This window comes from Vibrio kasasachensis (assembly GCF_050337565.1).
In the GTDB taxonomy this organism is placed as follows: domain Bacteria; phylum Pseudomonadota; class Gammaproteobacteria; order Enterobacterales; family Vibrionaceae; genus Vibrio; species Vibrio kasasachensis.
On the sequence record NZ_JAKJTB010000015.1, the window covers coordinates 47,202 to 69,068 of the forward strand.

General features: G+C 43.8%; 22 protein-coding genes. 14 read left to right on the forward strand and 8 right to left on the reverse strand.

The window, feature by feature from the left end; genetic code table 11:
• Positions 1–201: 201 nt before the first annotated feature.
• From L4C38_RS12960 to L4C38_RS12970, 3 genes are all read right to left on the reverse strand, one after another.
• A complete protein-coding gene (locus L4C38_RS12960) occupies positions 202–1,446 on the reverse strand; it encodes an outer membrane protein transport protein (RefSeq protein WP_428797979.1) in 1,245 nt (414 codons plus the stop codon).
• A gap of 238 nt (positions 1,447–1,684) precedes the next feature.
• Positions 1,685–2,416: a DUF3379 domain-containing protein gene (locus L4C38_RS12965; RefSeq protein WP_428797980.1), complete on the reverse strand. Its 732-nt coding sequence runs from the start codon at positions 2,414–2,416 to the stop codon at positions 1,685–1,687.
• Positions 2,409–2,915 (reverse strand): sigma-70 family RNA polymerase sigma factor, encoded by a 507-nt coding sequence (locus L4C38_RS12970; RefSeq protein WP_428798090.1) that lies wholly within the window; start codon positions 2,913–2,915, stop codon positions 2,409–2,411. The genes L4C38_RS12965 and L4C38_RS12970 overlap by 8 nt, the downstream gene beginning before the upstream one ends.
• Before the next feature lie 596 nt (positions 2,916–3,511).
• Here L4C38_RS12970 and fadI point away from each other — a divergent pair.
• From fadI to L4C38_RS12990, 4 genes are all read left to right on the forward strand, one after another.
• Complete coding sequence (fadI, locus tag L4C38_RS12975; RefSeq protein WP_428797981.1) at positions 3,512–4,819, forward strand: acetyl-CoA C-acyltransferase FadI; 1,308 nt, start codon at positions 3,512–3,514, stop codon at positions 4,817–4,819.
• Positions 4,819–6,942: a fatty acid oxidation complex subunit alpha FadJ gene (fadJ, locus tag L4C38_RS12980; RefSeq protein ID WP_428797982.1), complete on the forward strand. Its 2,124-nt coding sequence runs from the start codon at positions 4,819–4,821 to the stop codon at positions 6,940–6,942. The genes fadI and fadJ overlap by 1 nt, the downstream gene beginning before the upstream one ends.
• 199 nt (positions 6,943–7,141) lie before the next feature.
• Positions 7,142–8,365 carry a tryptophan synthase subunit beta gene (gene trpB / locus L4C38_RS12985; RefSeq protein WP_428797983.1) on the forward strand — a complete coding sequence of 408 codons (1,224 nt, stop codon included), beginning with the start codon at positions 7,142–7,144 and terminating at the stop codon, positions 8,363–8,365.
• A gap of 336 nt (positions 8,366–8,701) precedes the next feature.
• Positions 8,702–9,250, forward strand: coding sequence for an NAD(P)H nitroreductase (locus L4C38_RS12990; protein ID WP_428797984.1), 549 nt, complete (start codon positions 8,702–8,704; stop codon positions 9,248–9,250).
• A 96-nt stretch (positions 9,251–9,346) separates the two neighbouring features.
• On the opposite strand, the gene L4C38_RS12995 is transcribed toward L4C38_RS12990, so the two are convergent.
• Positions 9,347–10,222 carry a LysR family transcriptional regulator gene (locus L4C38_RS12995; protein WP_428798091.1) on the reverse strand — a complete coding sequence of 292 codons (876 nt, stop codon included), beginning with the start codon at positions 10,220–10,222 and terminating at the stop codon, positions 9,347–9,349.
• Positions 10,223–10,468: 246 nt separating this feature from the next.
• Between L4C38_RS12995 and L4C38_RS13000 the strand changes: the two genes are divergently transcribed.
• The 7 genes from L4C38_RS13000 to recR all read left to right on the forward strand — a co-directional run bounded on the left by L4C38_RS13000 (position 10,469) and on the right by recR (position 16,226).
• Positions 10,469–11,563, forward strand: a complete 1,095-nt coding sequence (locus L4C38_RS13000; protein WP_428797985.1) for a response regulator — start codon at positions 10,469–10,471, stop codon at positions 11,561–11,563.
• Between the two features lie 195 nt (positions 11,564–11,758).
• The gene (locus tag L4C38_RS13005) at positions 11,759–11,890 is read left to right on the forward strand and encodes a hypothetical protein (RefSeq protein ID WP_428797986.1); all 132 of its coding nucleotides are present in this window, start codon (positions 11,759–11,761) and stop codon (positions 11,888–11,890) included.
• A gap of 18 nt (positions 11,891–11,908) precedes the next feature.
• Positions 11,909–12,301: a YbaN family protein gene (locus tag L4C38_RS13010; protein ID WP_428798092.1), complete on the forward strand. Its 393-nt coding sequence runs from the start codon at positions 11,909–11,911 to the stop codon at positions 12,299–12,301.
• A 148-nt stretch (positions 12,302–12,449) separates the two neighbouring features.
• Positions 12,450–12,995 carry an adenine phosphoribosyltransferase gene (apt, locus tag L4C38_RS13015; RefSeq protein ID WP_428797987.1) on the forward strand — a complete coding sequence of 182 codons (546 nt, stop codon included), beginning with the start codon at positions 12,450–12,452 and terminating at the stop codon, positions 12,993–12,995.
• 12 nt (positions 12,996–13,007) lie between these two features.
• The gene (dnaX, locus tag L4C38_RS13020) at positions 13,008–15,176 is read left to right on the forward strand and encodes a DNA polymerase III subunit gamma/tau (RefSeq protein WP_428797988.1); all 2,169 of its coding nucleotides are present in this window, start codon (positions 13,008–13,010) and stop codon (positions 15,174–15,176) included.
• A gap of 104 nt (positions 15,177–15,280) precedes the next feature.
• Positions 15,281–15,610, forward strand: coding sequence for a YbaB/EbfC family nucleoid-associated protein (locus L4C38_RS13025; protein ID WP_428797989.1), 330 nt, complete (start codon positions 15,281–15,283; stop codon positions 15,608–15,610).
• Between the two features lie 16 nt (positions 15,611–15,626).
• Positions 15,627–16,226, forward strand: a complete 600-nt coding sequence (gene recR, locus L4C38_RS13030; protein WP_428797990.1) for a recombination mediator RecR — start codon at positions 15,627–15,629, stop codon at positions 16,224–16,226.
• A gap of 42 nt (positions 16,227–16,268) precedes the next feature.
• Here the strand turns inward: recR and aqpZ are convergent, their stop codons facing one another.
• On the reverse strand, positions 16,269–16,967 hold the full coding sequence (gene aqpZ, locus L4C38_RS13035; protein ID WP_428797991.1) for an aquaporin Z: 699 nt from the start codon (positions 16,965–16,967) through the stop codon (positions 16,269–16,271).
• A gap of 325 nt (positions 16,968–17,292) precedes the next feature.
• Between aqpZ and L4C38_RS13040 the strand changes: the two genes are divergently transcribed.
• Together L4C38_RS13040 and L4C38_RS13045 are read left to right on the forward strand one after the other, a co-directional pair.
• Entirely contained in the window at positions 17,293–17,673 is a 381-nt protein-coding gene (locus tag L4C38_RS13040; protein ID WP_428797992.1) for a RidA family protein, read from the forward strand.
• Positions 17,674–17,990: 317 nt separating this feature from the next.
• A complete protein-coding gene (locus L4C38_RS13045; RefSeq protein ID WP_428797993.1) occupies positions 17,991–18,644 on the forward strand; it encodes a helix-turn-helix transcriptional regulator in 654 nt (217 codons plus the stop codon).
• 194 nt (positions 18,645–18,838) lie between these two features.
• Here L4C38_RS13045 and L4C38_RS13050 read toward each other — a convergent pair whose 3' ends face one another.
• A complete protein-coding gene (locus L4C38_RS13050) occupies positions 18,839–19,153 on the reverse strand; it encodes a YkgJ family cysteine cluster protein (protein ID WP_428797994.1) in 315 nt (104 codons plus the stop codon).
• 176 nt (positions 19,154–19,329) lie between these two features.
• On the reverse strand, positions 19,330–19,581 hold the full coding sequence (locus L4C38_RS13055; protein ID WP_428797995.1) for a GlsB/YeaQ/YmgE family stress response membrane protein: 252 nt from the start codon (positions 19,579–19,581) through the stop codon (positions 19,330–19,332).
• Positions 19,582–19,720: 139 nt separating this feature from the next.
• On the opposite strand from L4C38_RS13055, the gene L4C38_RS13060 reads away from it, so the two are divergent.
• A complete protein-coding gene (locus L4C38_RS13060; RefSeq protein ID WP_428797996.1) occupies positions 19,721–20,170 on the forward strand; it encodes a YcgN family cysteine cluster protein in 450 nt (149 codons plus the stop codon).
• Positions 20,171–20,297: 127 nt separating this feature from the next.
• Here L4C38_RS13060 and norR read toward each other — a convergent pair whose 3' ends face one another.
• Positions 20,298–21,839: a nitric oxide reductase transcriptional regulator NorR gene (gene norR, locus L4C38_RS13065; RefSeq protein ID WP_428797997.1), complete on the reverse strand. Its 1,542-nt coding sequence runs from the start codon at positions 21,837–21,839 to the stop codon at positions 20,298–20,300.
• Positions 21,840–21,867: the final 28 nt, after the last annotated feature.

The following is a 21,867-nucleotide window of genomic DNA, read 5'->3' on the forward strand; positions in this document are numbered from 1 at the left end:
ACAACCAGTAAAGTGGTAAGACCACTCATTGGCTCGGCGAACACTTGTGTTGTTTAATTTGCGTGAAATTTAACATTTGCTTCGTTAGTAAACATGTATACGTGTACGCTGAAAAGATTGGCAGGATCTGATGGTCAATTGATAGGCACAAAAAAGGGCTGGAAAACCAGCCCTTTTATATAGTACTTAAAGCGTTAGCAATTAGAAGCTGCGGCTGTATTGTACGCCCATCAAGATTGCATCTGCGTGGGTTGTTGCTGTGATTGAAGTTCCTAAATCGGTTGATTCTTCGACTTTTACGTCATCACCCAGCAAGTAAGTGAAGCCAAAATCTACGTTAGACGCTGTATCAATATGGTAAGTGAAACCAGCTGAAAACCATTGGCGGTCTGAATCTGGTACAGAAATTGATGTTTTTTCATCTTGTGCGCTGGTGTCATACATATAACCCGCACGTAGCGTCCAATCGCTGTTTAGGTAGTAAGTACCACCAATTGCGTAGTGCCAACCGTCTTGCCACATGTATTCGCTTGAATATACACCGCCATTTAGAGCAGCTGCGCCCGCCGCTATTGTTGACTGTGTTCCATCTAAGTTGGAGAAATCTATTTTATCAAAATCTCCCCAAGCTATGTATTGGATAGAGTAGTGCACCGCGAACTTGGTGTCTTCAATTTTGTGGTAACCAGAAAACTCACCAATATCTGGTAATTGCAGCGTTACTTTTTGACCGTAATCATCTTCGGCTTCAAATTCTGGACTGTAGTGATAAGCCAGACCAAAACGGTTGTTTTCGTCTAACTCATACACGGTACCCACATTAAACCCAACCGCCCAGCCGTCAGCTTTATCAATATCAAGTACAGGTGTGCCGTTACTAAAGATTCGTTTAAAGGTGCCTTGTGCATAAATCAGGTCAATACCCGCACCAAAGCTCCATTGTTCATCGAGGCGGTAAGAGCCCGCTAAACCAAAGTTAAAGCTTTTAACGTCAGTTAACCCGGCGAATTCACTTGCAGGATAGCTATCTTCAAATTCAGTCTTAGTACCAAAGTTAGAGTAGGCGTTAACACCCCATGCAAACTTGTCATTGACTGGTACGATAAGGTGGATGTTTGGTGCGATTGAGGTGGCACCGACATCATCAGTATCTGGAATACTGGTACCATTATATTTAGCATCGCTCACTTCAATCAAAGAAGTAATGCTTTCAAAACCGAGCGACAGTTCCATTTTGTCAAATAGAGCCATAGCAGCTGGGTTACGAGCCATGACCGATGCGTTATCGGCGATGACAGCGTCACCAGCAAATGCACGACCAATACCAGTCGCGGATTGTGCGTTTAACTGAAAACCTGCGGCGAGAGCTTGTTGTGCTGTCAGTGACGATGCGAGTGAGATCGTTACTGCAAGCAGTGTCTTTTTATACAGACGCGTTTTGTTCATTGCTTTTTCCTTTTTTAGTCACCTCTAATGGGCGCTGTTTTTGAGCATTTGCTCATTTGGGGCTGATAGTATTCCGAAGTATAGAAGAATGAAATCCGACCATTGGCTAATTTGATGATAAAATTGCGGAAATGAAGGCTATCAAGCAGGAAAATGCGGTTAAAATCGACTTTATAGAGTATTAACTCTAATTTTTGAGGGTAAAAAGAGCCCTAGTTATTAACTAGAGCTCATTCAGTTAGATAGCAACTGGTTTGATAAGTTTTTTGATAGAATCGGCGATGTTGGTTACATTTTCGCCTTTCTCACCAACAATCACTAAGCTCGCATTGCCAACAGGTTCAACGATACCTTCCATGCCCGCTTTGTGGAAATCTTCAACATGGCTAGAAGGGATATTGGTCATAAATAGAGTGACCTTGCCGCGCTCACCTTGGAATACCATGTGCAGTGCGTTCGCATCACCAAATCCACAATGGTTTAAATAATACACATGGAACGGGAATGGTTCGTTCAACTGGTGAGTAAACGGTGCCATCTTGGCGTTAATCTGCCGTGTATTGACTTGTTCATCAAGGTGGTCGACAAACGGCTTTTCAGCAATCACGTGTTCGATAGCCGTATCAGCCAAACTGGCTTGAGCGGGAGTGACTATTACATTGCCCCAGTTGATCTGTCCGACTAATAAACCGACGATAAAGGCAACCGATGCTGCCATCGCCATGCTGCGTTTAATGAAGTTTGGTTTGATCACATTAGCTTGATTACGCGAACTTTGATTAAACAAAATACGGTCAGCAAGGTCTTCCGGTACTTCAACATTCATCGCCTTAGCGATGCGGCTGTCGAGATCCAAAATATCATCGGCAAACTTGTTGTTGCTGTCATTGGTACGCATCGCATCGATAATGTCGTTATCCCGTTGTTTGGGATCGGACATAATTCGACGACGGAATTCTAGTTCATCCATTGTGCGCTCCTTTGTGATTGCCTTCGGATTCCAACATATCTTTTAGTTGGTTCCTTGCTCGGAATAGACGTGTCATCACGGTATTCTTGTTCAATTCTAAAATTTGACCGATCTCATCACCACTGAAGCCACCAACTACTTGTAGAAAAAGCGGTTCGCGGTATTCCACTTCGAGTTTCATGATTTGTGCATGAATCCACTCAGTTTGATGGTGGGCGTCATCGCTGACTTTGGCTTCATTGGTATGGTCGTCAATATCAACCAAATCAAATTGCTTTCGCTCGAAGCGACGTGCGTTTTCGCGGCGCAAAATCGTGATAAGCCAAGATTTCGCGGCCTTTTCATCTTGTAAGCTGTCTAGTGATTTCCATGCTCGCAAACAGGTTTCTTGAACCAAGTCTTCGGCAATCGTCGGATCTTTACATAACCAGTATCCATAGCGATACAAGTCCCGATGATACGCTCTCACTAGCGCTTCGTATTTTCTGTGTCTGTCCATATCTAATTCGACCGGACGTTGTGACTTTTTCTTTCCAAAAAAATCTAAGATGGCCACAAAGCCTCCCAAACTGAGCTCGTGATTGGAGTAAATATACAGAAAGATGTAATAAAACCGTCACTAAATGGCGTTTTTGAGTTAAAGAAAACGATTACCCGTGCAATAACGGTAGAAATCGAATCAAAAATTGATCTAATTCAAAAAACATCATAACTCAGCGGTTATAGTACACCTTGTCATCTAGTTAGTGTTCGCACTAACAGTTGAGCAAGATGACACTTCCTTTTGAAGGCTGACTTTACTTTCTCCTAATCAGGAAACTGATTATTTTCAATTGGCGTGAGTTAATTGCTTTATACATTCCGACCACACAGCTTTGTGTGGTTTTTTTTTGCCTGTCGTTTTTCCTTTCACAATCTTTGGCGAACTAACTTGCCTTAACTATAGTTAATTCTACTTCCGTCACAACCATATTATTCATCGTGTTAGCGAAAATTACTAACGGTAAATCACGTTTATTTAAACAGATGTTTGATTGATTTAACAAACTGATTACAATAACCGTGGTCAGACCTCTTATTGATTAAGGAGAAACAATGAGTAAGCAGGAAGTAACCACTCGCTCAGGAGAACGAGTCGCTATCGTTGCTGGGCTGCGCACCCCCTTTGCGCGGCAGAGTACTGAGTTTAGCCAAGTACCCGCAGTTGATTTGGGAAAAATGGTGATCAGTGAAATGCTCACTCGTACCGATATCGATCCAAAATTGATCGAGCAGGTTGTTTTTGGTCAAGTGGTGCAAATGCCCGAAGCACCGAATATAGCGCGTGAAATCGTACTGGGAACCGGAATGAATGTTCACACTGATGCTTATAGTGTGACACGTGCATGTGCTACCAGCTTTCAGGCGGCGGTTAACGTGGCAGAGAGCATAATGTCAGGGACGATTGATGTTGGTATTGCTGGTGGTGCTGATTCATCATCTGTATTGCCTATCGGTGTATCGAAGACGTTGGCTGCAAATCTACTGGCGCTGAGTAAAACCAAAACAATGGCGCAGAAGTTGGCTATTTTAAAGAACTTATCCTTAAAAGATTTGATGCCTGTCCCCCCTGCGGTTGCTGAATACTCAACGGGTTTATCAATGGGGCAAACTGCCGAACAGATGGCGAAAAGTCATGGCATTACCCGAGCAGAGCAAGACTCTTTAGCACACCGCTCCCATTCGCTGGCTTCTCTTGCATGGAAAGAGGGAAAAATTGCTGGTGAAGTGATGACGGCTTTCCCTGAACCTTATAAAAAGTGGCTGGCAGAAGACAATAATGTTCGCCACGACTCTCAGCTAGAAAGCTATGCCAAGCTAAGGCCTGCATTTGATCGCCAATACGGCACTGTCACTGCGGCGAACAGTACCCCGCTAACCGATGGTGCTGCGGCTATTATGCTGATGCGTGAAGGGAAAGCGAAAGAACTAGGGCTTGATATCCTCGGTTATATCCGTTCTTACGCCTTCTCCGCCATTGGTGTAGAACAAGATATGTTGATGGGTCCATCGTATGCCACGCCACTGGCACTTGATCGCGCAGGTATCACGTTAAATGACTTAACCTTAATCGATATGCATGAAGCTTTTGCGGCGCAAGCACTGTCAAACGTGAAGATGTTCGCTAGTGATCAGTTCGCTCAACAGAAACTTGGGCGAAGCAAAGCGATTGGTGAAATTGATATGGATAAGTTCAATGTGCTCGGTGGTTCACTTGCTTATGGCCACCCATTTGCCGCAACGGGCGCGCGTATGATGACGCAAACACTACGTGAATTAAAACGTCGTGGCGGTGGTTTAGCATTGAATACCGCATGTGCTGCAGGCGGTTTGGGCGCAGCAATGATTTTGGAGGTTGAGTAATGACTGATTTGAAAGCATTCAATCTGATTATAGATGAGCAAAATATAGCTTGGCTGTGTATTGATGTACCCAACGAAAAAATGAACACCTTACAAGCGGAATTTGTTGCGAACATGGAACAAGTGTTCGCTGAAATCGAACAGCAGAAAGCAACACTTAAAGGACTGATTGTTCATTCGGGTAAGCCGGATAACTTTGTCGCAGGTGCTGATGTTCGCATGCTGGATGCTTGTCAAACAAGTGAAGAAGCACAAGCTTTAGCCACTAATGGGCAAGAGATGTTCCAAAAATTGTCCGCGCTCCCTTTTTCGGTTGTAGCGGCAATTCACGGTCCGTGTTTAGGTGGTGGCTTAGAGCTCGCGCTGGCTTGTGATTATCGAGTATGCAGTGATGATGATAAAACCCGTATTGGTTTGCCGGAAGTGCAGCTAGGCTTATTGCCAGGTTCTGGTGGTACGCAACGTTTACCGCGACTCATTGGTTTATTGCCTTCACTGGATTTGATCTTAACGGGTAAGCAGCTAAGGGCGAAGAAAGCGAAAAAACTCGGCGTGGTTGATGCGTGTGTTCCTCATTCAATCTTGTTGGATGCTGCCAAGCAATATATTGAGAAGAAGAAAAAAGCCAAACGCAAAGAGTCAACCAAAGAGAAGTTAATCTCGAAAACGGGTTTAGGTCGCAAGGTTATTTTTGAACAAGCAGCAAAAAAAACTCAACAGAAAACTCGTGGTAACTACCCAGCTACTGAAGCCATTTTAGAGGTCATTCGTTATGGCTTAGAGAAGGGCATGAGCAAAGGGCTAGAATACGAAGCGAAGCGTTTTGGTGAGTTAGTAATGACACCGGAGTCAAAAGCGTTACGTTCAATCTTTTTTGCTACTACTGAAATGAAAAAAGAGCATGGTGGTGATGCAAAACCACTTCCCGTTAAGTGTGTGGGCGTGCTAGGTGGAGGATTGATGGGCGCGGGTATTGCCCACGTCTCTGTCGCAAAAGCTAAGTTGCCCGTGAGGATTAAAGATGTCAGTAATGATGGCGTACTCAACGCCCTTAGCTACAACTACAAACTGTTTGATAAACAACGTAAACGCCGAATTTTAACCAAGCCTCAACTGCAAGCAAAAATGGTCCAACTTTCAGGCGGTACAGACTTTACCAGTTTTAACCAGATAGATGTGGTGATTGAGGCGGTATTTGAAGACTTAGCGCTTAAACAACAAATGGTGAGCGAGGTGGAACAAAATGCGAAGCCGACAACCATATTTGCCACCAACACTTCATCATTGCCCATTTCTCAAATAGCGGAGAAAGCAGAGCGCCCAGAGAATGTGGTTGGGCTGCATTACTTTAGCCCGGTAGAGAAAATGCCGCTGGTGGAAGTGATCCCACATGAAGGCACGTCTGGTGAGGCGATTTCAACCGTGGTTGAATTGGCGCGTAAACAGGGCAAAACGGCAATCGTAGTAAAAGACCAAGCAGGTTTTTACGTTAACCGAATTCTTGCCCCTTACATGAATGAAGCCGCGCAAATTTTGTTAACCGGTGAGCCGATTGAGCAGCTCGATACCGCACTGCTCAATGCAGGGTTCCCAGTTGGTCCAATTACCTTACTTGATGAAGTCGGCATCGATATAGGCGCGAAAATTATGCCAATCCTTGTTAAGGAGCTAGGAGAGCGTTTCCAAGGACCTGACGTGTTTGAAACCTTACTTAATGATGGCAGAAAAGGGCGTAAGAGTGGCAAAGGCTTTTACACTTATAAAGGCAAGGATAAGCAAGTAGATAAAACGGTCTATCAGCTGCTTAATCTAAAACCTGAAGCTAAATTAAATGAAGAAGAAATAGCGCTACGCTGTTTGTTACCAATGTTAAATGAAGCCACCCGTTGCTTAGATGAAGGCATCATTCGTTCACCAAGAGATGGTGATATAGGCGCAATTTTTGGTATCGGTTTTCCGCCATTCTTAGGTGGACCTTTCCGTTATATGGATCAAATTGGAATCGTAAAATTAGTAGAAATAATGAACGAACATGCATCGAAGTTCGGTGCACGGTTTGCGCCATGTGATGGTTTACTAACCAGAGCAAGCGTAGGTGATTCGTTCTATACCCGTCATACTTGAAGTTGCAGCGGTGTTCTACAAATTGGTTATTACGTATAAATTCAAGGTGGGTGTAATGCCCACCTTTTTTACATCCTTGCGTATATTTTCTGTTATAAAAGTGTGACTTAGTTAGCTAATGTCATTTGTTGCATTTGTGGGCAATACACTTTAACCATATGATGTTCAGGTGTACTAGTTAGATAGGACAAGGAGTCCAATGAAAAACACATTCAATCATGCTCTACCTAATGCGGAAGGCTATTTTGGTGAATATGGCGGTAGTTTTATTCCACAAGAACTGCAAAAGGTAATGAACGAAATTACGGCTCAGTATGACGAGTGTCGCCAAGATCCTGCGTTTCAAACTGAATTAGCGCGACTTTATAAACATTTTGTTGGTCGTCCTAGCCCTATTTTTCATGCTGAGAACCTATCTCAAAAATACGGTGTTGAAATCTATTTAAAACGTGAAGATCTCAACCACACCGGAGCGCACAAAATCAATCACTGTCTGGGTGAAGCATTATTAGCTAAAAAAATGGGTAAAAAGAAGCTAATTGCCGAAACCGGAGCAGGACAACATGGTGTTGCGCTGGCGACAGCCGCAGCATTGGTTGGGCTAGAATGTGATATTTACATGGGTGAAGTGGATATTGCGAAAGAGCATCCAAATGTTGTGCGTATGCGCATTCTTGGGGCGAATGTTATCCCTGCAACCCATGGGCGGAAAACCCTTAAAGAGGCGGTAGATTCAGCATTTGAAGCCTACTTAAAAGATCCGATTAATCAACTGTATGCCATCGGTTCGGTTGTTGGTCCTCATCCTTTCCCTATGATGGTCAGAGATTTCCAATCGATTATCGGTAATGAAGCTCGTGAGCAATTTCAAGAGATGACGGGCAAACTACCAGACAATTTAGTTGCTTGTGTTGGTGGTGGTTCTAACGCTATGGGGTTATTCACTGCGTTTTTGGAAGATGAAACGGTTGCCATGCACGGTGTTGAGCCTGCGGGGCGTTCGCTGGATGAAGTGGGTGAGCACGCGGCGACTCTGACACTTGGGCAGCCCGGTGTCATGCATGGATTCAAGTCTTACATGCTAAAAGATGACGCTGATGAGCCACAAGAGGTGTACTCCGTTGCGAGTGGGTTGGACTATCCATCGGTAGGACCTCAACACAGTTACTTAAAAGATCTAGGTCGTGTTCAATACGGCACAGCAGATGATAACGAATCAATAGCTGCGTTTTTCGAGCTCTCGCGTATAGAAGGTATTATTCCAGCGGTAGAATCATCTCATGCAGTCGCTTATACGATAAAACTGGCAAAACAAGGTTTGAAAGGTTCGGTGTTGATTAATTTATCTGGTCGCGGTGATAAAGATATCGACTTTGTTGTAGAGAATTATGGCAAAGACTATGGTATTGAGTCACTTATATAGTGATTCCTCAGAGATTGTTCGTTTATACCCGTCATACTTGAAGTTGCAGCGGTGTTGGCTGTGTTCGTGCGCCTCAATCACATAGTTCACCTATGCTCATGGGACTTTCTTACTCGCCGCCTACCTGCATCTTCAAGTTTCTTGGTTATAGTAAAAACTGGCTTATAAGCCAGTTTTTTTATGCCTATAATTGCGTAAATTGTTAAAAAACGGTTATTATTAATAATAAAAACAATGAGTAAAACCATATAATCTTGGTGATGACAGTCGATGGGAGTGAATTTGTTTAAGCTTCTAGTCTTATCTCAGGTTCAGGTTAATTAAATAGGAATGCTTATGGATGCTCTAGATCTACTTCTTAATCGTCGCTCGATTGCACGTTTGTCTGCGCCAGCTCCTGAAGGAAAAGTACTTGAAAACATTATTCGTGCGGGTTTGCGCGCGCCAGACCATGCCGGTTTAACCCCATGGCGGTTTGTGATTTCTCAAGGAGAGGGCTTGCAGAAACTGGCTAATATATTGGTTGATGCAGCAAAGGCTGATAACCGTGATGATGCGGTAATTGAGAAGGCGAGCCACGCGCCGTTTCGTGCGCCGATGGTGATCACGGTGATCGCAAAAGTGACTGAACATGACAAGGTTCCAGCGTTTGAGCAGTATCTATCCGCTGGTTGCGCGGCGCACGCGATGCAAATGGCAGCGGTGGCGCAAGGCTATCAAGGATTTTGGCGCTCGGGAAAGTGGATGCTTCATGAGAAAGTACGAGACGCTTTTAAACTAAAGGGTGAAGACAAGATTGTTGGCTTTCTCTATTTAGGTACGCCGGGCTGTACGCCAATGAAGGTGCCTGAGCGTGAATTGAGCAAGTTTGTCGAGTTCTTATAAAGCGATATACCCGTCATACTTGAAGTTTATTGGGTATAGTTCGATAAAAAAAGAGCTTGGTATTACCAAGCTCTTTTTTTATTAATATCGATTCAATTAGTGAATGTTGTATGCAATCACGAAATCGATGAATAACCGTACCTTTTCAGGTAAGTGATCTTTGTGGTTGTACAGCATATAGATATCACGTGGGTTTGCGCTCCAATCTTGTAATACCTGAACCAAACTACCATCTTCAATATATTCACGAATCATCACATCGGGCATAAGAGTGATGCCTAAGCCTTCAGAGCATGCACTACGAATAACATTGAGCGCGCTGGCTTGGAAGCGGGCTTTTTCGTTATTGATGACAACTTCACCGCTTTCATTGATTAGTTGCCACTTAAGTAGAGGATGACCTTTTAGTAGGGTGTGGTCATGCAGTTCTTCAGCATGCACTGGAGCTGCGTTCAAGCTCAAATATTGTGGGCTTGCGACCAAAATATCTTTCACTGAGCTTATTTTTCTGGCGATCAAACTAGAGTCGCGTTGAGGGCCAACGCGGAAAATAACATCCCACTCAGTAGGATCAAGCTGATCTGCATGGTTGCTGGTTGTGAGTTCAATGCTAATGTCAGGAAATTGACACATAAATTCATTGAACATCGGCATCATCATCCGCTTGGTCAGATTTGATGGTGACGAAATTCGAATCTTACCTGCTGCTCCGCGGCATTCATCCGAGATCTCTTCAGTGACATTGGATAGGCGTTGCAATAGTGGTGAGCATTCACTGAAAAAGCGTTCCCCAGCTTCGGTTAGCGATAGCTTGCGCGCATGACGGTTGAGCAGACGAAGGTTCAATGAATCCTCTAAAGCTTGAATACGTCGCGTAATAGTTGCAACTGGGATCATCGTTTTTCGAGATGTTGCTGTGTAGCTCCCATTTTCGACAACCAATCGAAACAGGTTAAGGTCATCTAATTTCATCATTCAGACACATTTATTTACGATTTACGTTAATTTATATTGATCATCTCTGCTAAAGATTGAGACACATCAACAAGTAATGAGATCATATGTTATTTCGAATATATCTAGTATGCAACAAAGTTAAAAATTGACAGATTTGTATAAACTATGGTTCGAGTCTAAGGTAAGAGGAGCATTTTGTTTAGTTAATAAATATAACAATAGTTAAATCTCATCACCAAAGAGGGGATGTAAGGCGGTACTATGCATAAGATATCCGAGCCGCAAGTCTTACCGTTAGACCATGCAGCCGCGCACAGAAAACGTGTCATGTTGGTCGATGACGACCCTATATTCCGTCGAATTACTGGCGCCTACCTAGAAGTGCAAGGCTATGAAGTTTTTGAAGCTGAAAATGGGCTCGAAGGACTGAAGTTCTTAAGGGAGTACGAACCCGATCTCGTTCTGTGTGATTTATCTATGCCTGTTTTAAATGGTGTGGAATTTGTAGAAGAAGTCAGCATTGCTTATCCTTCCATTCCGATGATCGTGGTCTCTGCGACTGAGAGTATTGCCGATGTGGCCAAAGTGGTTAAATGCGGGATAAAAGATTTTCTCACCAAGCCGATTTCAAACCCGAATAATTTACGTGACGCTATTGAAAGTACACTCGAGGATTCAGATAACCATTTGAGTGATCAGAGAGATTTCTCTAGTCAATGGTTCCGAGTTGATGGTGCTGAAATGCCAGAAGAGCAAGAATTACACTGGCATTTAGAGTACTTAGAGCAAAATCCAATAGCAGCAAAAGATTTTCTATTGGCTTTACTACCAGCGAAAGATACGACGCAAGGAGACTGGAAATGTAGCTATCGGTTGCTGCAGTCAACGGATGTTATGCCTTTAGTTTTTGATTACGCGTGGTTGATGAGTGGGCAATTTGTTTTTTATTTGATTGATTCAGACACTGCCCATGGTTCCGCGACTACTTTATTAGTACGCGCACTATTTCATGACTACTTACGTGGGCTTAAGTCACAAAGTGCGGACTTAAAAGACATCGCAGATATATTAGAAAAGGGGATTAATTGTGCGGAGTGCGCCGCTCCCATTGATGCTGTTTTCGGTATCGCAAATGTGGCTGAAGGTACGGTTAGTTTACTGCCTGCAGGATTAGAGGCGAGATTTTCGGGTAAAGATGGCTCGAGACAAGTGACCCCAAGTCGACGTTTAGGGGAGAGCTGTGCGAGCAATCATCAGATAGCCGATCTGATGATCCACAATCGATGTTCGGTTAGCTCTAGCCGATTAGGTACAAGCAGCTTTTCGTTGGATATCATTGATATTACGCGCAATTAATTTAAGTAAGCCTAGCTCGACTAAGATAAGCAGCTCATAGAAGCTGCTTTTTCAGCTAATAACCCTATTTCCTCTCCGTGTTTGTCGCTCCAGCATTAAGGTATAGTGCCAAGCTCAACAAAAACAAAACATATCGATAACATTATCGTGTCGATTTGAAAGTTTTTCTTTTCCTTACAGATTTGAGATTGAGCAATGGCAGACAAAGATTTTAAAGAACCTTATAATGTATTCTACTTTATTGGGTTTATCGCAGTACTATTAATCCCAACACTCCCAGCCACGTTGACTTGGATCCGTGTATTTAACGGCTACGCTGGATTCTAATTGATTTGGAGCTAAGCCATCGCAATTCGACGTTTTTTCTTAAACATGATAGGTGGCTTGAGTTTGTGTTTAGGTGTCATTGGCATCTTTCTTCCTGTACTTCCTACCACTCCATTTGTCCTACTTGCTAGTGCTTGCTTTATGCGCAGCAGTCCTCGTTTCCATCATTGGTTAAGTGCGCATCGTATATTTGGACCGATCATTTTCAACTGGCATCAACATCGAGCAGTATCGAAAAAAGTTAAGTGGCGTGGCGCAATGGTGATGGTGGCGAGTTTTACCTTATCTATCTATATTGTCCCGCATGATTGGCTAAAGATCATGCTACTAGTCATGTTGCTAGTGCTACTAAGCTGGTTTATTCGTTTGCCTGTGATAGAGCACCTTGCTGACCAAGAAGAAAATCACTAATATTGGCGAGAAGTGTGCCCACAATATAAAGTGGGCGTTTGTTTTTTCATCCTTGGCTTTTTGAGCCTAGTTAGATGGAAACAATTAGTATCCGCAAGTCGTGAGCTAAAATGATTACGACAGCGTAGCCAATCATTAAGAATGAATTATGACTACTGAAACAATCTCATTGATCAAAACTAGCATCAAAACTATCGCTGATTACCCAAAGCCGGGAATCCTATTTCGTGATGTGACTAGCCTTTTAGAAGACGCACCAGCATATCAAGCAACTATCCAACTATTAGTGGATAAGTATAAAGGAATGGGTTTTACTAAAGTTGTTGGTACCGAAGCTCGTGGTTTTCTATTTGGTGCACCACTGGCACTTGAGCTAGGTGTTGGCTTTGTACCAGTTCGCAAGCCTGGCAAATTGCCACGTGAAACTGTCGCTCAAAGCTACGATCTAGAGTACGGGACTGACATACTAGAAATCCATGTTGATGCTATCAACGAAGGCGATAAAGTATTAGTTGTTGATGACCTATTAGCAACTGGCGGCACGATTGAAGCAACAACAAAACTAATTCGCCAACTTGGTGGTGACGTTGAGCACGCAGCATTTGTAATCAATCTACCAGAAATTGGTGGTGACAAGCGCCTAGAAAAATTAGGCCTGAATGTTTACAGCATCTGCGAGTTTGATGGTCACTAATCGGAAGAGTTCATGAGTTATCTTGCCTTAGCGCGAAAATGGCGACCAACTAAATTTAACGAAGTGGTTGGTCAGGCCCATGTTTTAACTGCTCTAGAGAATGCTTTAGCGCAAAATCGCTTACACCATGCTTACTTGTTTAGTGGCACTCGTGGGGTAGGTAAAACCACCATTGGGCGCTTGTTTGCTAAAGGTTTGAACTGTGAGACCGGCATAACTGCGACACCATGTGGTGAGTGTGATACTTGCCGTGAAATCGACGAAGGTCGATTTGTAGATTTGCTCGAAATTGACGCGGCTTCGCGTACTAAAGTAGAAGATACTCGTGAACTACTGGATAACGTGCAGTACAAGCCTGCACGCGGCCGTTTTAAGGTTTACTTAATAGATGAAGTTCATATGCTATCTCGCCATAGTTTCAACGCATTGTTGAAAACCTTGGAAGAGCCGCCTGAGTATGTGAAGTTTTTACTTGCGACAACTGATCCACAAAAATTGCCAGTGACGATTTTGTCGCGTTGTCTTCAGTTCCATCTCAAACCCATTAGTGTTGATGATATTCATCAACAGTTAGAGTATGTCCTCAACCACGAACAAGTGAGTTATGAGCAGCGTGCTCTTGGCATGATGTCTCATGCTGCAGATGGCAGTATGCGTGATGCGCTGAGTTTGACTGATCAGGCGATAGCACTTGGTAACGGGCAAGTTCAAACCGGTCTAGTTAGCCATATGCTGGGTACACTTGATACCGATCAAGCGCTGCATTTGTTAGAGGCGATAGCTTCTAAGCAGCCGCAGACGGCTATGGATGCTATTTTACGCCTGGCACAAAATGGTGTTGAGTGGGATGGATTACTAAATCAATTAGCCGCCCAACTGCATCGGATAGCGATGTACCAAGCGTTACCATCAACGCTGGATAAAGCGGAGCCGGATGCAGAGAAAGTAGAACTGCTAAGCCGTTCGCTGTCGCCGGAAGATGTGCAGTTATACTACCAAATTGCCCTTAAAGGTCGCCAAGACTTACCGTTTGCTCCCTCTGAGCGAGTTGGCTTAGAAATGGTTGTATTGCGTATGATGGCATTTCGCCCTGCGCCAGCAACGAGCAATGTGATTTCAACTGTGGCTCAACCGCAAGTTACTGCTGTGAATCCAGTTCAGAATACGCAGCCAAAAGTAGAAAGCCAGCCGGTATCGTCTTATCAACCACAACAAGTTGCTCCGCAGCCGAGCGCGACATCGCATGCAGCGCCAACGAGCAGTGCTTCTAATTCACAACCGAGCATGCCAAGTGTGCAGCAATTAGCGCCACGCCCAATGGCTCCGGAATATGACTTAGCACCGCCACCGGAAGATTATTATGAGGATTACGATGTAGCGCCGATGCCAGCGCAGCATCCTGCTTCTGGTCAAGAAAGCCAGCCTCAGACACAAAGCCAGGCGGCATCGCCGTCAGAACCACGACCATCGATCGGTGGACTACGCCATCAGCTGCGCTCTCAGCGCTCGGGGCAAGCACCAGTCGGTAGTGGTTCGCCAAAAAAGGCTAATGCGACATCTGCAAATAAGAAAGAATCTGTGCTCGATCGTGTTGCTCAAAAACACGTTGGAGCCGCGCAGGTGTCGCCACTTAAGCATGGTTTGCCTCCCGTTCCGGTTGAGCGTGAGAAGGATGAAGCGTATCGCTGGAAACCAATCCTTCCGCAAACCAAGCAAGAGAAAAAAGAACTAACGCCAACTCTAATTAAACAAGCGTTAGAGCACGAAAAGACACCTGAAATGGTAGAGAAGCTCGCGGGTGAGTCGATAGTTCAAAACTCATGGGCAGCTTTGATAGACCAGTTGAATACGGCTAAGCTGGTAGAGCAATTAGCACTAAATTCATTCTATGAGAAGAATGCTTCTACGATTTCGTTGACACTAAGACCTCAACAAGCGCATTTGAATACAGATCGCGCGCAAGCTGAACTGTTGGCTGCGTTAAATGCTTGCCTAGGTGAAGAATGCCATTTAACCGTTGAGATTGGCGATAAGGGGCAAACCCCTCTTGAGCTGCGCGAAGCACTCTATCAAGGTAAATTACAACAAGCATTTGACAGTTTAGAACAAGATCCTCACGTACAATTCATAGAGCGACGCTTTGCAGCTGAGCTTGATAAAGAGAGTGTGAGACCAGTTTAGGGTTGAAAGCATCGCTTTTGACCCCAATCTAACATTACAACCACAAGCAATTAGCTGAACCTTATTATATTGGGGTTCTGTTAAGCACAACCAGAGAGATAAACATGTTTGGTAAAGGCGGTATGGGCAACATGATGAAGCAAGCCCAGCAAATGCAAGAACGTATGCAGAAGCTTCAAGAAGAAATCGCAAATATGGAAGTTATCGGCGAGTCTGGTGCTGGTCTCGTTAAAGTGACGATCACTGGCAGCCATAGCGTGCGTCGTGTAGAAATCGACGAAAGTCTGATGGAAGATGACAAAGAGATGCTTGAAGATCTTATTGCAGCGGCATTTAACGATGCGGCTCGTCGCGTAGAAGAAACGCAAAAAGAAAAAATGGCCCAAGTGACTGGCGGTATGCAGTTACCACCAGGCATGAAAATGCCATTCTAATCAACAAGGTTAGTTAATGCGCACCAGTCATATGCTGGAGCAATTGATGGAGGCTTTACGTTGTCTACCTGGGGTTGGACCCAAGTCGGCGCAACGTATGGCCTTTCACTTGTTACAGCGAGATAGAAAAGGCGGATTGCAACTTGCCGATGCATTAAGCCAAGCAATGACCGAAATCGGTCATTGTAGTGAATGTCGAACTTTTACGGAAGAAGATATTTGCCACATTTGTACCAACCCTAAGCGCCAGCAAAACGGCTTAATATGTGTTGTTGAAAGCCCAGCAGATATTGCTGCGGTTGAAGCGACTGGTCAGTTTTCCGGGCGTTACTTTGTATTGATGGGGCATCTTTCTCCGTTAGATGGGATCGGTCCAAGTGATATTGGTTTAGATGTGCTTGATTATCGTCTGCGCCGTGATGATGTGACAGAAGTGATTCTTGCCACTAATCCAACAGTAGAAGGTGAGGCTACTGCCCATTACATCGCTGAACTTTGCCGTGCACATCAGGTTGACGCGAGCCGTATTGCTCATGGTGTACCTGTCGGTGGTGAGCTAGAGTTGGTCGATGGTACGACTTTATCCCACTCTTTACTCGGGCGTCACAAAATCTAGTTTATTGTTAATAAAGCCGCTTTCTAGCGGCTTTATTTTTAGTTATGCCTGCTTATCACTACCAGCTACAACTTTGTACAGCAAAGCACCAATCACGGCACCTACAATGGGGGCAAGCCAAAATAACCAAAGTTGACTTACGGCCCAATCGCCAACATAAATAGCCACGCCAGTACTCCGCGCTGGGTTTACCGAGGTATTGGTGACCGGGATAGAAATAAGGTGGATTAGCGTTAAGCAAAGCCCAATGGCTAATGGTGCGAACCCTTTTGGTGCCCGTGAATCCGTGGCTCCCATAATCACCATTAGAAACATCATTGTCATGACGACTTCACACACTAAGGCGGCAGTCAGTGAGTATTGGCCTGGGGAGTGCTCACCGTAACCATTGGATGCAAATCCGGAAGCCACAACATCAAAGCCTGCTTGTCCTGTAGCGATAATGTATAAAATACCGCCAGCAATAATCCCCCCAATAACCTGAGCAACAATATAAGGGAGCACATCTTTAATATCAAAACGTCCGCCAACCCAAAGCCCAATGGTGATCGCTGGGTTTAAGTGGCAACCGGAAATATGCCCAATGGCATAAGCCATAGTCACAACGGTTAAACCAAACGCGAGTGCGACGCCGAGTAATCCAATACCTACATTGGGAAAACCAGCGGCGAGTACAGCACTACCACATCCGCCTAATACTAACCAAAATGTGCCAAAAGTTTCTGCTAATAACCTATTCATATCGACGATATCCTCTTTAAGAGTACCTGCTGAACATAGTCAATAATCCTGGTTTTTGCTTATTTTTACATGAATGAGGATTAAAACTGGACAGTTTTGATGGCGGAGGAGTAGATAAAACATCAACTAAATTTTAGTTTTTCTCTGCAAAATAAGTGCTAAATCACTAAGAAATAGTTGAGTAAATGGGTTTTTATACGCAATTTGTACCAATTATGTGATCTGTGCTGATTGTATTAATCATATTTTGTTGAGAGTATTACGCGGTAATAAGTTGTTGCTCAAACAATTTAAATTGAAATATAAAATATATATGAGGAATATCATGAAAAAAGTGATCAGTGCAGAACAAGCTCCTGTAGCAATCGGTCCATACTCTCACGGTGCATCTTTTGGTGACTTTATCTTCACTTCTGGTCAATTACCGGTAGATGGCGCAACAGGCAAAGTAGTTGAAGGTGGTATCACTGAGCAGAGCGTTCAGTCACTAACTAACCTTAAGCTTGTTCTTGAAGCTGGCGGCGGTAGCATTGACTCAGTGCTAAAAACTACTTGCTACCTAGCAAACATTTCTGACTTCGCTGAATTCAACAAAGTTTACGCGGATTTCTTTAAAACAGATTGCCCAGCGCGCAGCTGTTTTGCAGTAAAAGATCTACCTCTTGGTGTTCTTATCGAAGTTGAAGCAATTGCTCACAAACTGTAGTTAAGTCAGTTTTTGCTTTTAGATTAAGTAACTGAACAACTAGAAGGGTAATTGTGCAGCAATTGAATGATTCCCCTATACATAGATACGCCTATGTATTGCTGGATAAGTTTTCAAGGAAGGAGAGTGTCCAGCTTTGTTGCAACTTCTAGTGAAAAAGTTAGATGAATCAATTACCTTGGTTAAATAATCAAGGTATATTAAGCAAAGAGACAAAACTATGGTGAGCTTGGGCTTGATTGTATGTTCAATACAGCAATTTGCTGATGACTTTTTTCAGGCCCTACCTAACATCGTAACAAGCTAAGGTAAGTAGGTTGGAAATAAAGAAACTGACTAAAAGTGATCTTGATATCCTTTACTCAATGAAGAATGTGGTTGATGGTATTGCTCGCATGTATGGCGAATATACCGAAGTCGTGCTCCACAGCCTTGATGCTGAGTCTCCTGCAATTATTAAAATCGCGAACGGTCATGTTACTGAACGAGGTGAAGGTGCTCCAATCACCAACTTAGCTTTGATGAAACTAAAAGAGGGTAAGGATGTTTCTGACTCGTATTTGACTAAAACCTCATGCGGCAAGACCTTACACTCTATTACAACCATCGTAAGAAACCCAAAAAATAAACCAATCGGTTTGTTGTGTATTAACGTTGATATGGATGCACCTATACAGTCATTCTTAAAAACGTTATTACCGCCACGCACTGATAACGAACCAGAAGTCGCGTCACCTGAAACGTTTGCTAGAAATATTGATGAGACGATAGAAAGTACCATTGATACGGTGCAAACCGAAGTATGGCAAAACGAGATGATTCCGCCTTCTAAACGTAATCGAGAAGTGGTTACACGTCTATATGGATTGGGCATATTTAAGATAAAAGATGCGGTTTTGATGGTTGCAAATCAGTTAGGTATTTCGAGAGATACGATATACCTATATTTACGAGAATTGGGTAACAATTGATGCATCATTTGATGGCATCAAATTAAACCAACTTTTTTGAAGTTGGTAAAATAAGCACAAAAGGTCGCTCTTAGGAGCGACTTTTTGTGTTTCTGGGGGGCGAGCGTTTTATGGTGAATAGGCTAAGTGCTAAAGCCAATGACAAAGCCTCGTAACTGTACTCGTTGCCATCGAAATGAATTGCGATAGTAGATCTAATCCGTTACGTGTTCTAAATCGTGCAGTATTTCCAACGCTCGCTCTGGTCCATTGTGACAAATCGTCTCATCGCTATTGAAGACTGAGCACACGTTAGGACGGTCTGGCTGTCCAAATATCTTGCACAGATTGTATTCGTTTAACTGAATACAGCGGATACCTGCTGGCTTTCCGTTTGGCATTCCAGGGATAGGGGAGCTAATCGATGGGGCAATACAACACGCGCCACAACCTCTGTTTAGTTTGCTAGAGATGCAAGGGGACCAATCGGAGGTTTCGATATTGGAAACTTCGATACTAATCGCGGTCATGATTTTTCCCTCAAAGGTAGTTGAGTGCGCAGGCAACAAATTTAGACAATGACATTTAAGAGGGGCGATTCTAGAGGATTGTTTCTTTTGTTACTAGTATTGAAGTTACTTGGGTATAAAAACAAAGCCCCATGTAAGGGGCTCAGAAGTTAAGTTGTTCTATGGTTGTTTTTGAGTCAGCTGCGAATAAATCGATTGTATAAGAAGAGGAGAACAAATGCCCCCAAAGTCGCAGTTACAATACTTCCGATGTTGACACCGTCAGCATTGCCAAAGCCAAGCAAGCCACCTAAAAAGCCACCGACAAATGCGCCAGCAATACCCAGTACCATTGTAGCGATCCATCCGCCGCCGTCTTCACCAGGCATTAACCATTTCGCAAGTGCTCCGGCTATCAAGCCAAGAATAATCCACGAAATTACGCCCATGTATACTCCTTAGTTGAAGTGTCAATGACGTATTAAGAATAGAACATTCAGAGAAAAGCGCTTATTTCAGTATGAGACTTGCACTTCTTAGTTGAGAGCGGTATAAATCGCTCCCTGTTTTGAATCGAAGTATGAGTCTATGAGCGAACAATTTTGGCAAACGAAATCCCTAGAACAAATGAGCGACCAAGAATGGGAAGCGCTTTGTGATGGTTGTGGCAAGTGTTGCCTGCATAAACTCATGGATGAAGATAGCGATGAAATCTACTACACCAATGTTGCCTGTAGTTGGTTAAATACCAAAACATGTTCATGTAAAGATTACGCAAATCGTTTTACCTCGGATGAGGATTGCACCAAGCTAACTCGCGAAGATATTGAAGACTTCGAGTGGCTGCCGCATACCTGTGCATATCGTTTACTAGCGAGAAATGAACCGTTACCTGAATGGCACCCATTGATCACGGGCTCAAAATCAGCCATGCACAAAGCCGGCGAAAGCGTACGCAATAAAGTGGTGTACGAAATTGAAGTGGTGGATTGGCAAAATCATATTCAAAACTTACCAGACTGGGCGAAAAAGGCTTAAAAATTCTCCTCGTAATGTACAGGAGAAAAAGTTATTGGGTATAAATCATCAATGACTCAATTCGATGCTAGAAAGGCTTACTAGGTAAGCCTTTTGTGTTTCTGTTACCCCTGCCAATAATGAATCACTACTTCAAGCTGAGTCGCTTGAGTAAGCGATGTAAATTGGCAGGGTAAACCCCAAGCTTTTTAGCGGTAACAGAAAGCTTTTGATCGTTCTCAAAGTAAGCTTGCTGAACAAATTCTAACTTGAACTTCTCCGTGGCTTCTTTTAGCGTCAAATCATCAAAACCAATCAGCTCAGGGCTATCTTTATACTTCGGCGCGGTCATATCCGTGATTAGGCTATTGTTAAATTGGAAATGATGTTTGCGTAGTACTAAGTGTGGTTGGTTCGTTTCGGCTTTAGCAATCACAGCGGCGCGATTAATAGCGTGCTCTAACTCACGCACATTACCATCCCACGCATATTGCAACAGTTGAGTATGAATGCCACTGTCTAACTGTATGCTCGATACGTTGAGCTTGTGTTGGCAAAGTTCAGCAAAGAATCCAGCCAACAGAATAACGTCTCGACCGCGCTCTCTTAAAGGTGGGACAAAAATCGGGAAGACACTGAGCCGATGATAAAGGTCGGCGCGGAATTGTCCGGTTTTTACTTCTTGGTGTAATTCTCGGTTAGTAGCGGCAATAATCCTTACATCGACCTTGATCTGTCGATCATCCCCCACGCGTTGAATGTCACCATACTGCAGAGCACGCAACAGTTTTGCTTGTAGAGCAAGTGACAACTCTCCGACCTCGTCAAGAAATAGAGTGCCTTTATCAGCCAGTTCAAATTTGCCTTTTCGGTTACTTATCGCACCAGTAAATGCTCCCTTGATATGCCCAAATAACTCACTTTCTGCAACCGACTCAGGAAGCGCAGCACAGTTTAAATAAACAAATGGGGTGTCATGGCGTTTAGATTGGCTGTAGATAGAGTGGGCGACTAACTCTTTACCGACCCCAGTTTCTCCCATCACTAATACCGACAGGTCAGTTTGAGCGACGGCTTCAATATGAGACTTTAATTCAAGCATGCTTGTCGACTCGCCGATGATGCCATGTTTGTCTGAACTAAATCTTTTGCTTTTAGTTGAAGTTGGGCTGAATTCAGATCCTTTTTCCAATTTCTCAACCAGCAAAGCGGTATGCAAGCTATTAGAAGCCAACGCACTGATCAGCCTTAGGTTATTGTCATCGAATTGTTCAAACTGCTTAGGGTCAAAGGCATCAATGGTCACCGCACCAATTAAGCGCTCATTGTGTAGCAGAGGAAGACCAATACAAGCGTGCACTTCTAAGTTGTCACTATGATTAGGAATTAAACCATCGTAAGGATCGGGCAGATCACTGTCGGTTGGGAATCGCACAATATCGCCTGCGCGAGCGATGGCTTCAAATCTAGGGTGTTGCTCTACGGCAAAACGCCTTCCGAGCACATCTTGGCTTAAGCCATTGATTGCGAGCGGAATGAAATTCTGTTCTTTATAAAGCAGTAATGCTGAAGCATCACATTGAAGCATGTTGCGTACTGTTGCCAGTAGTCGCTCAAACCTATCTTGCTCTGAAATGCCAGATGTAATGTCCAGCGCAACTTGTAGCCACTCGTTACGGTAGTGTTCCATCCTTTGTCCTTCACTAATCATCGTTCAT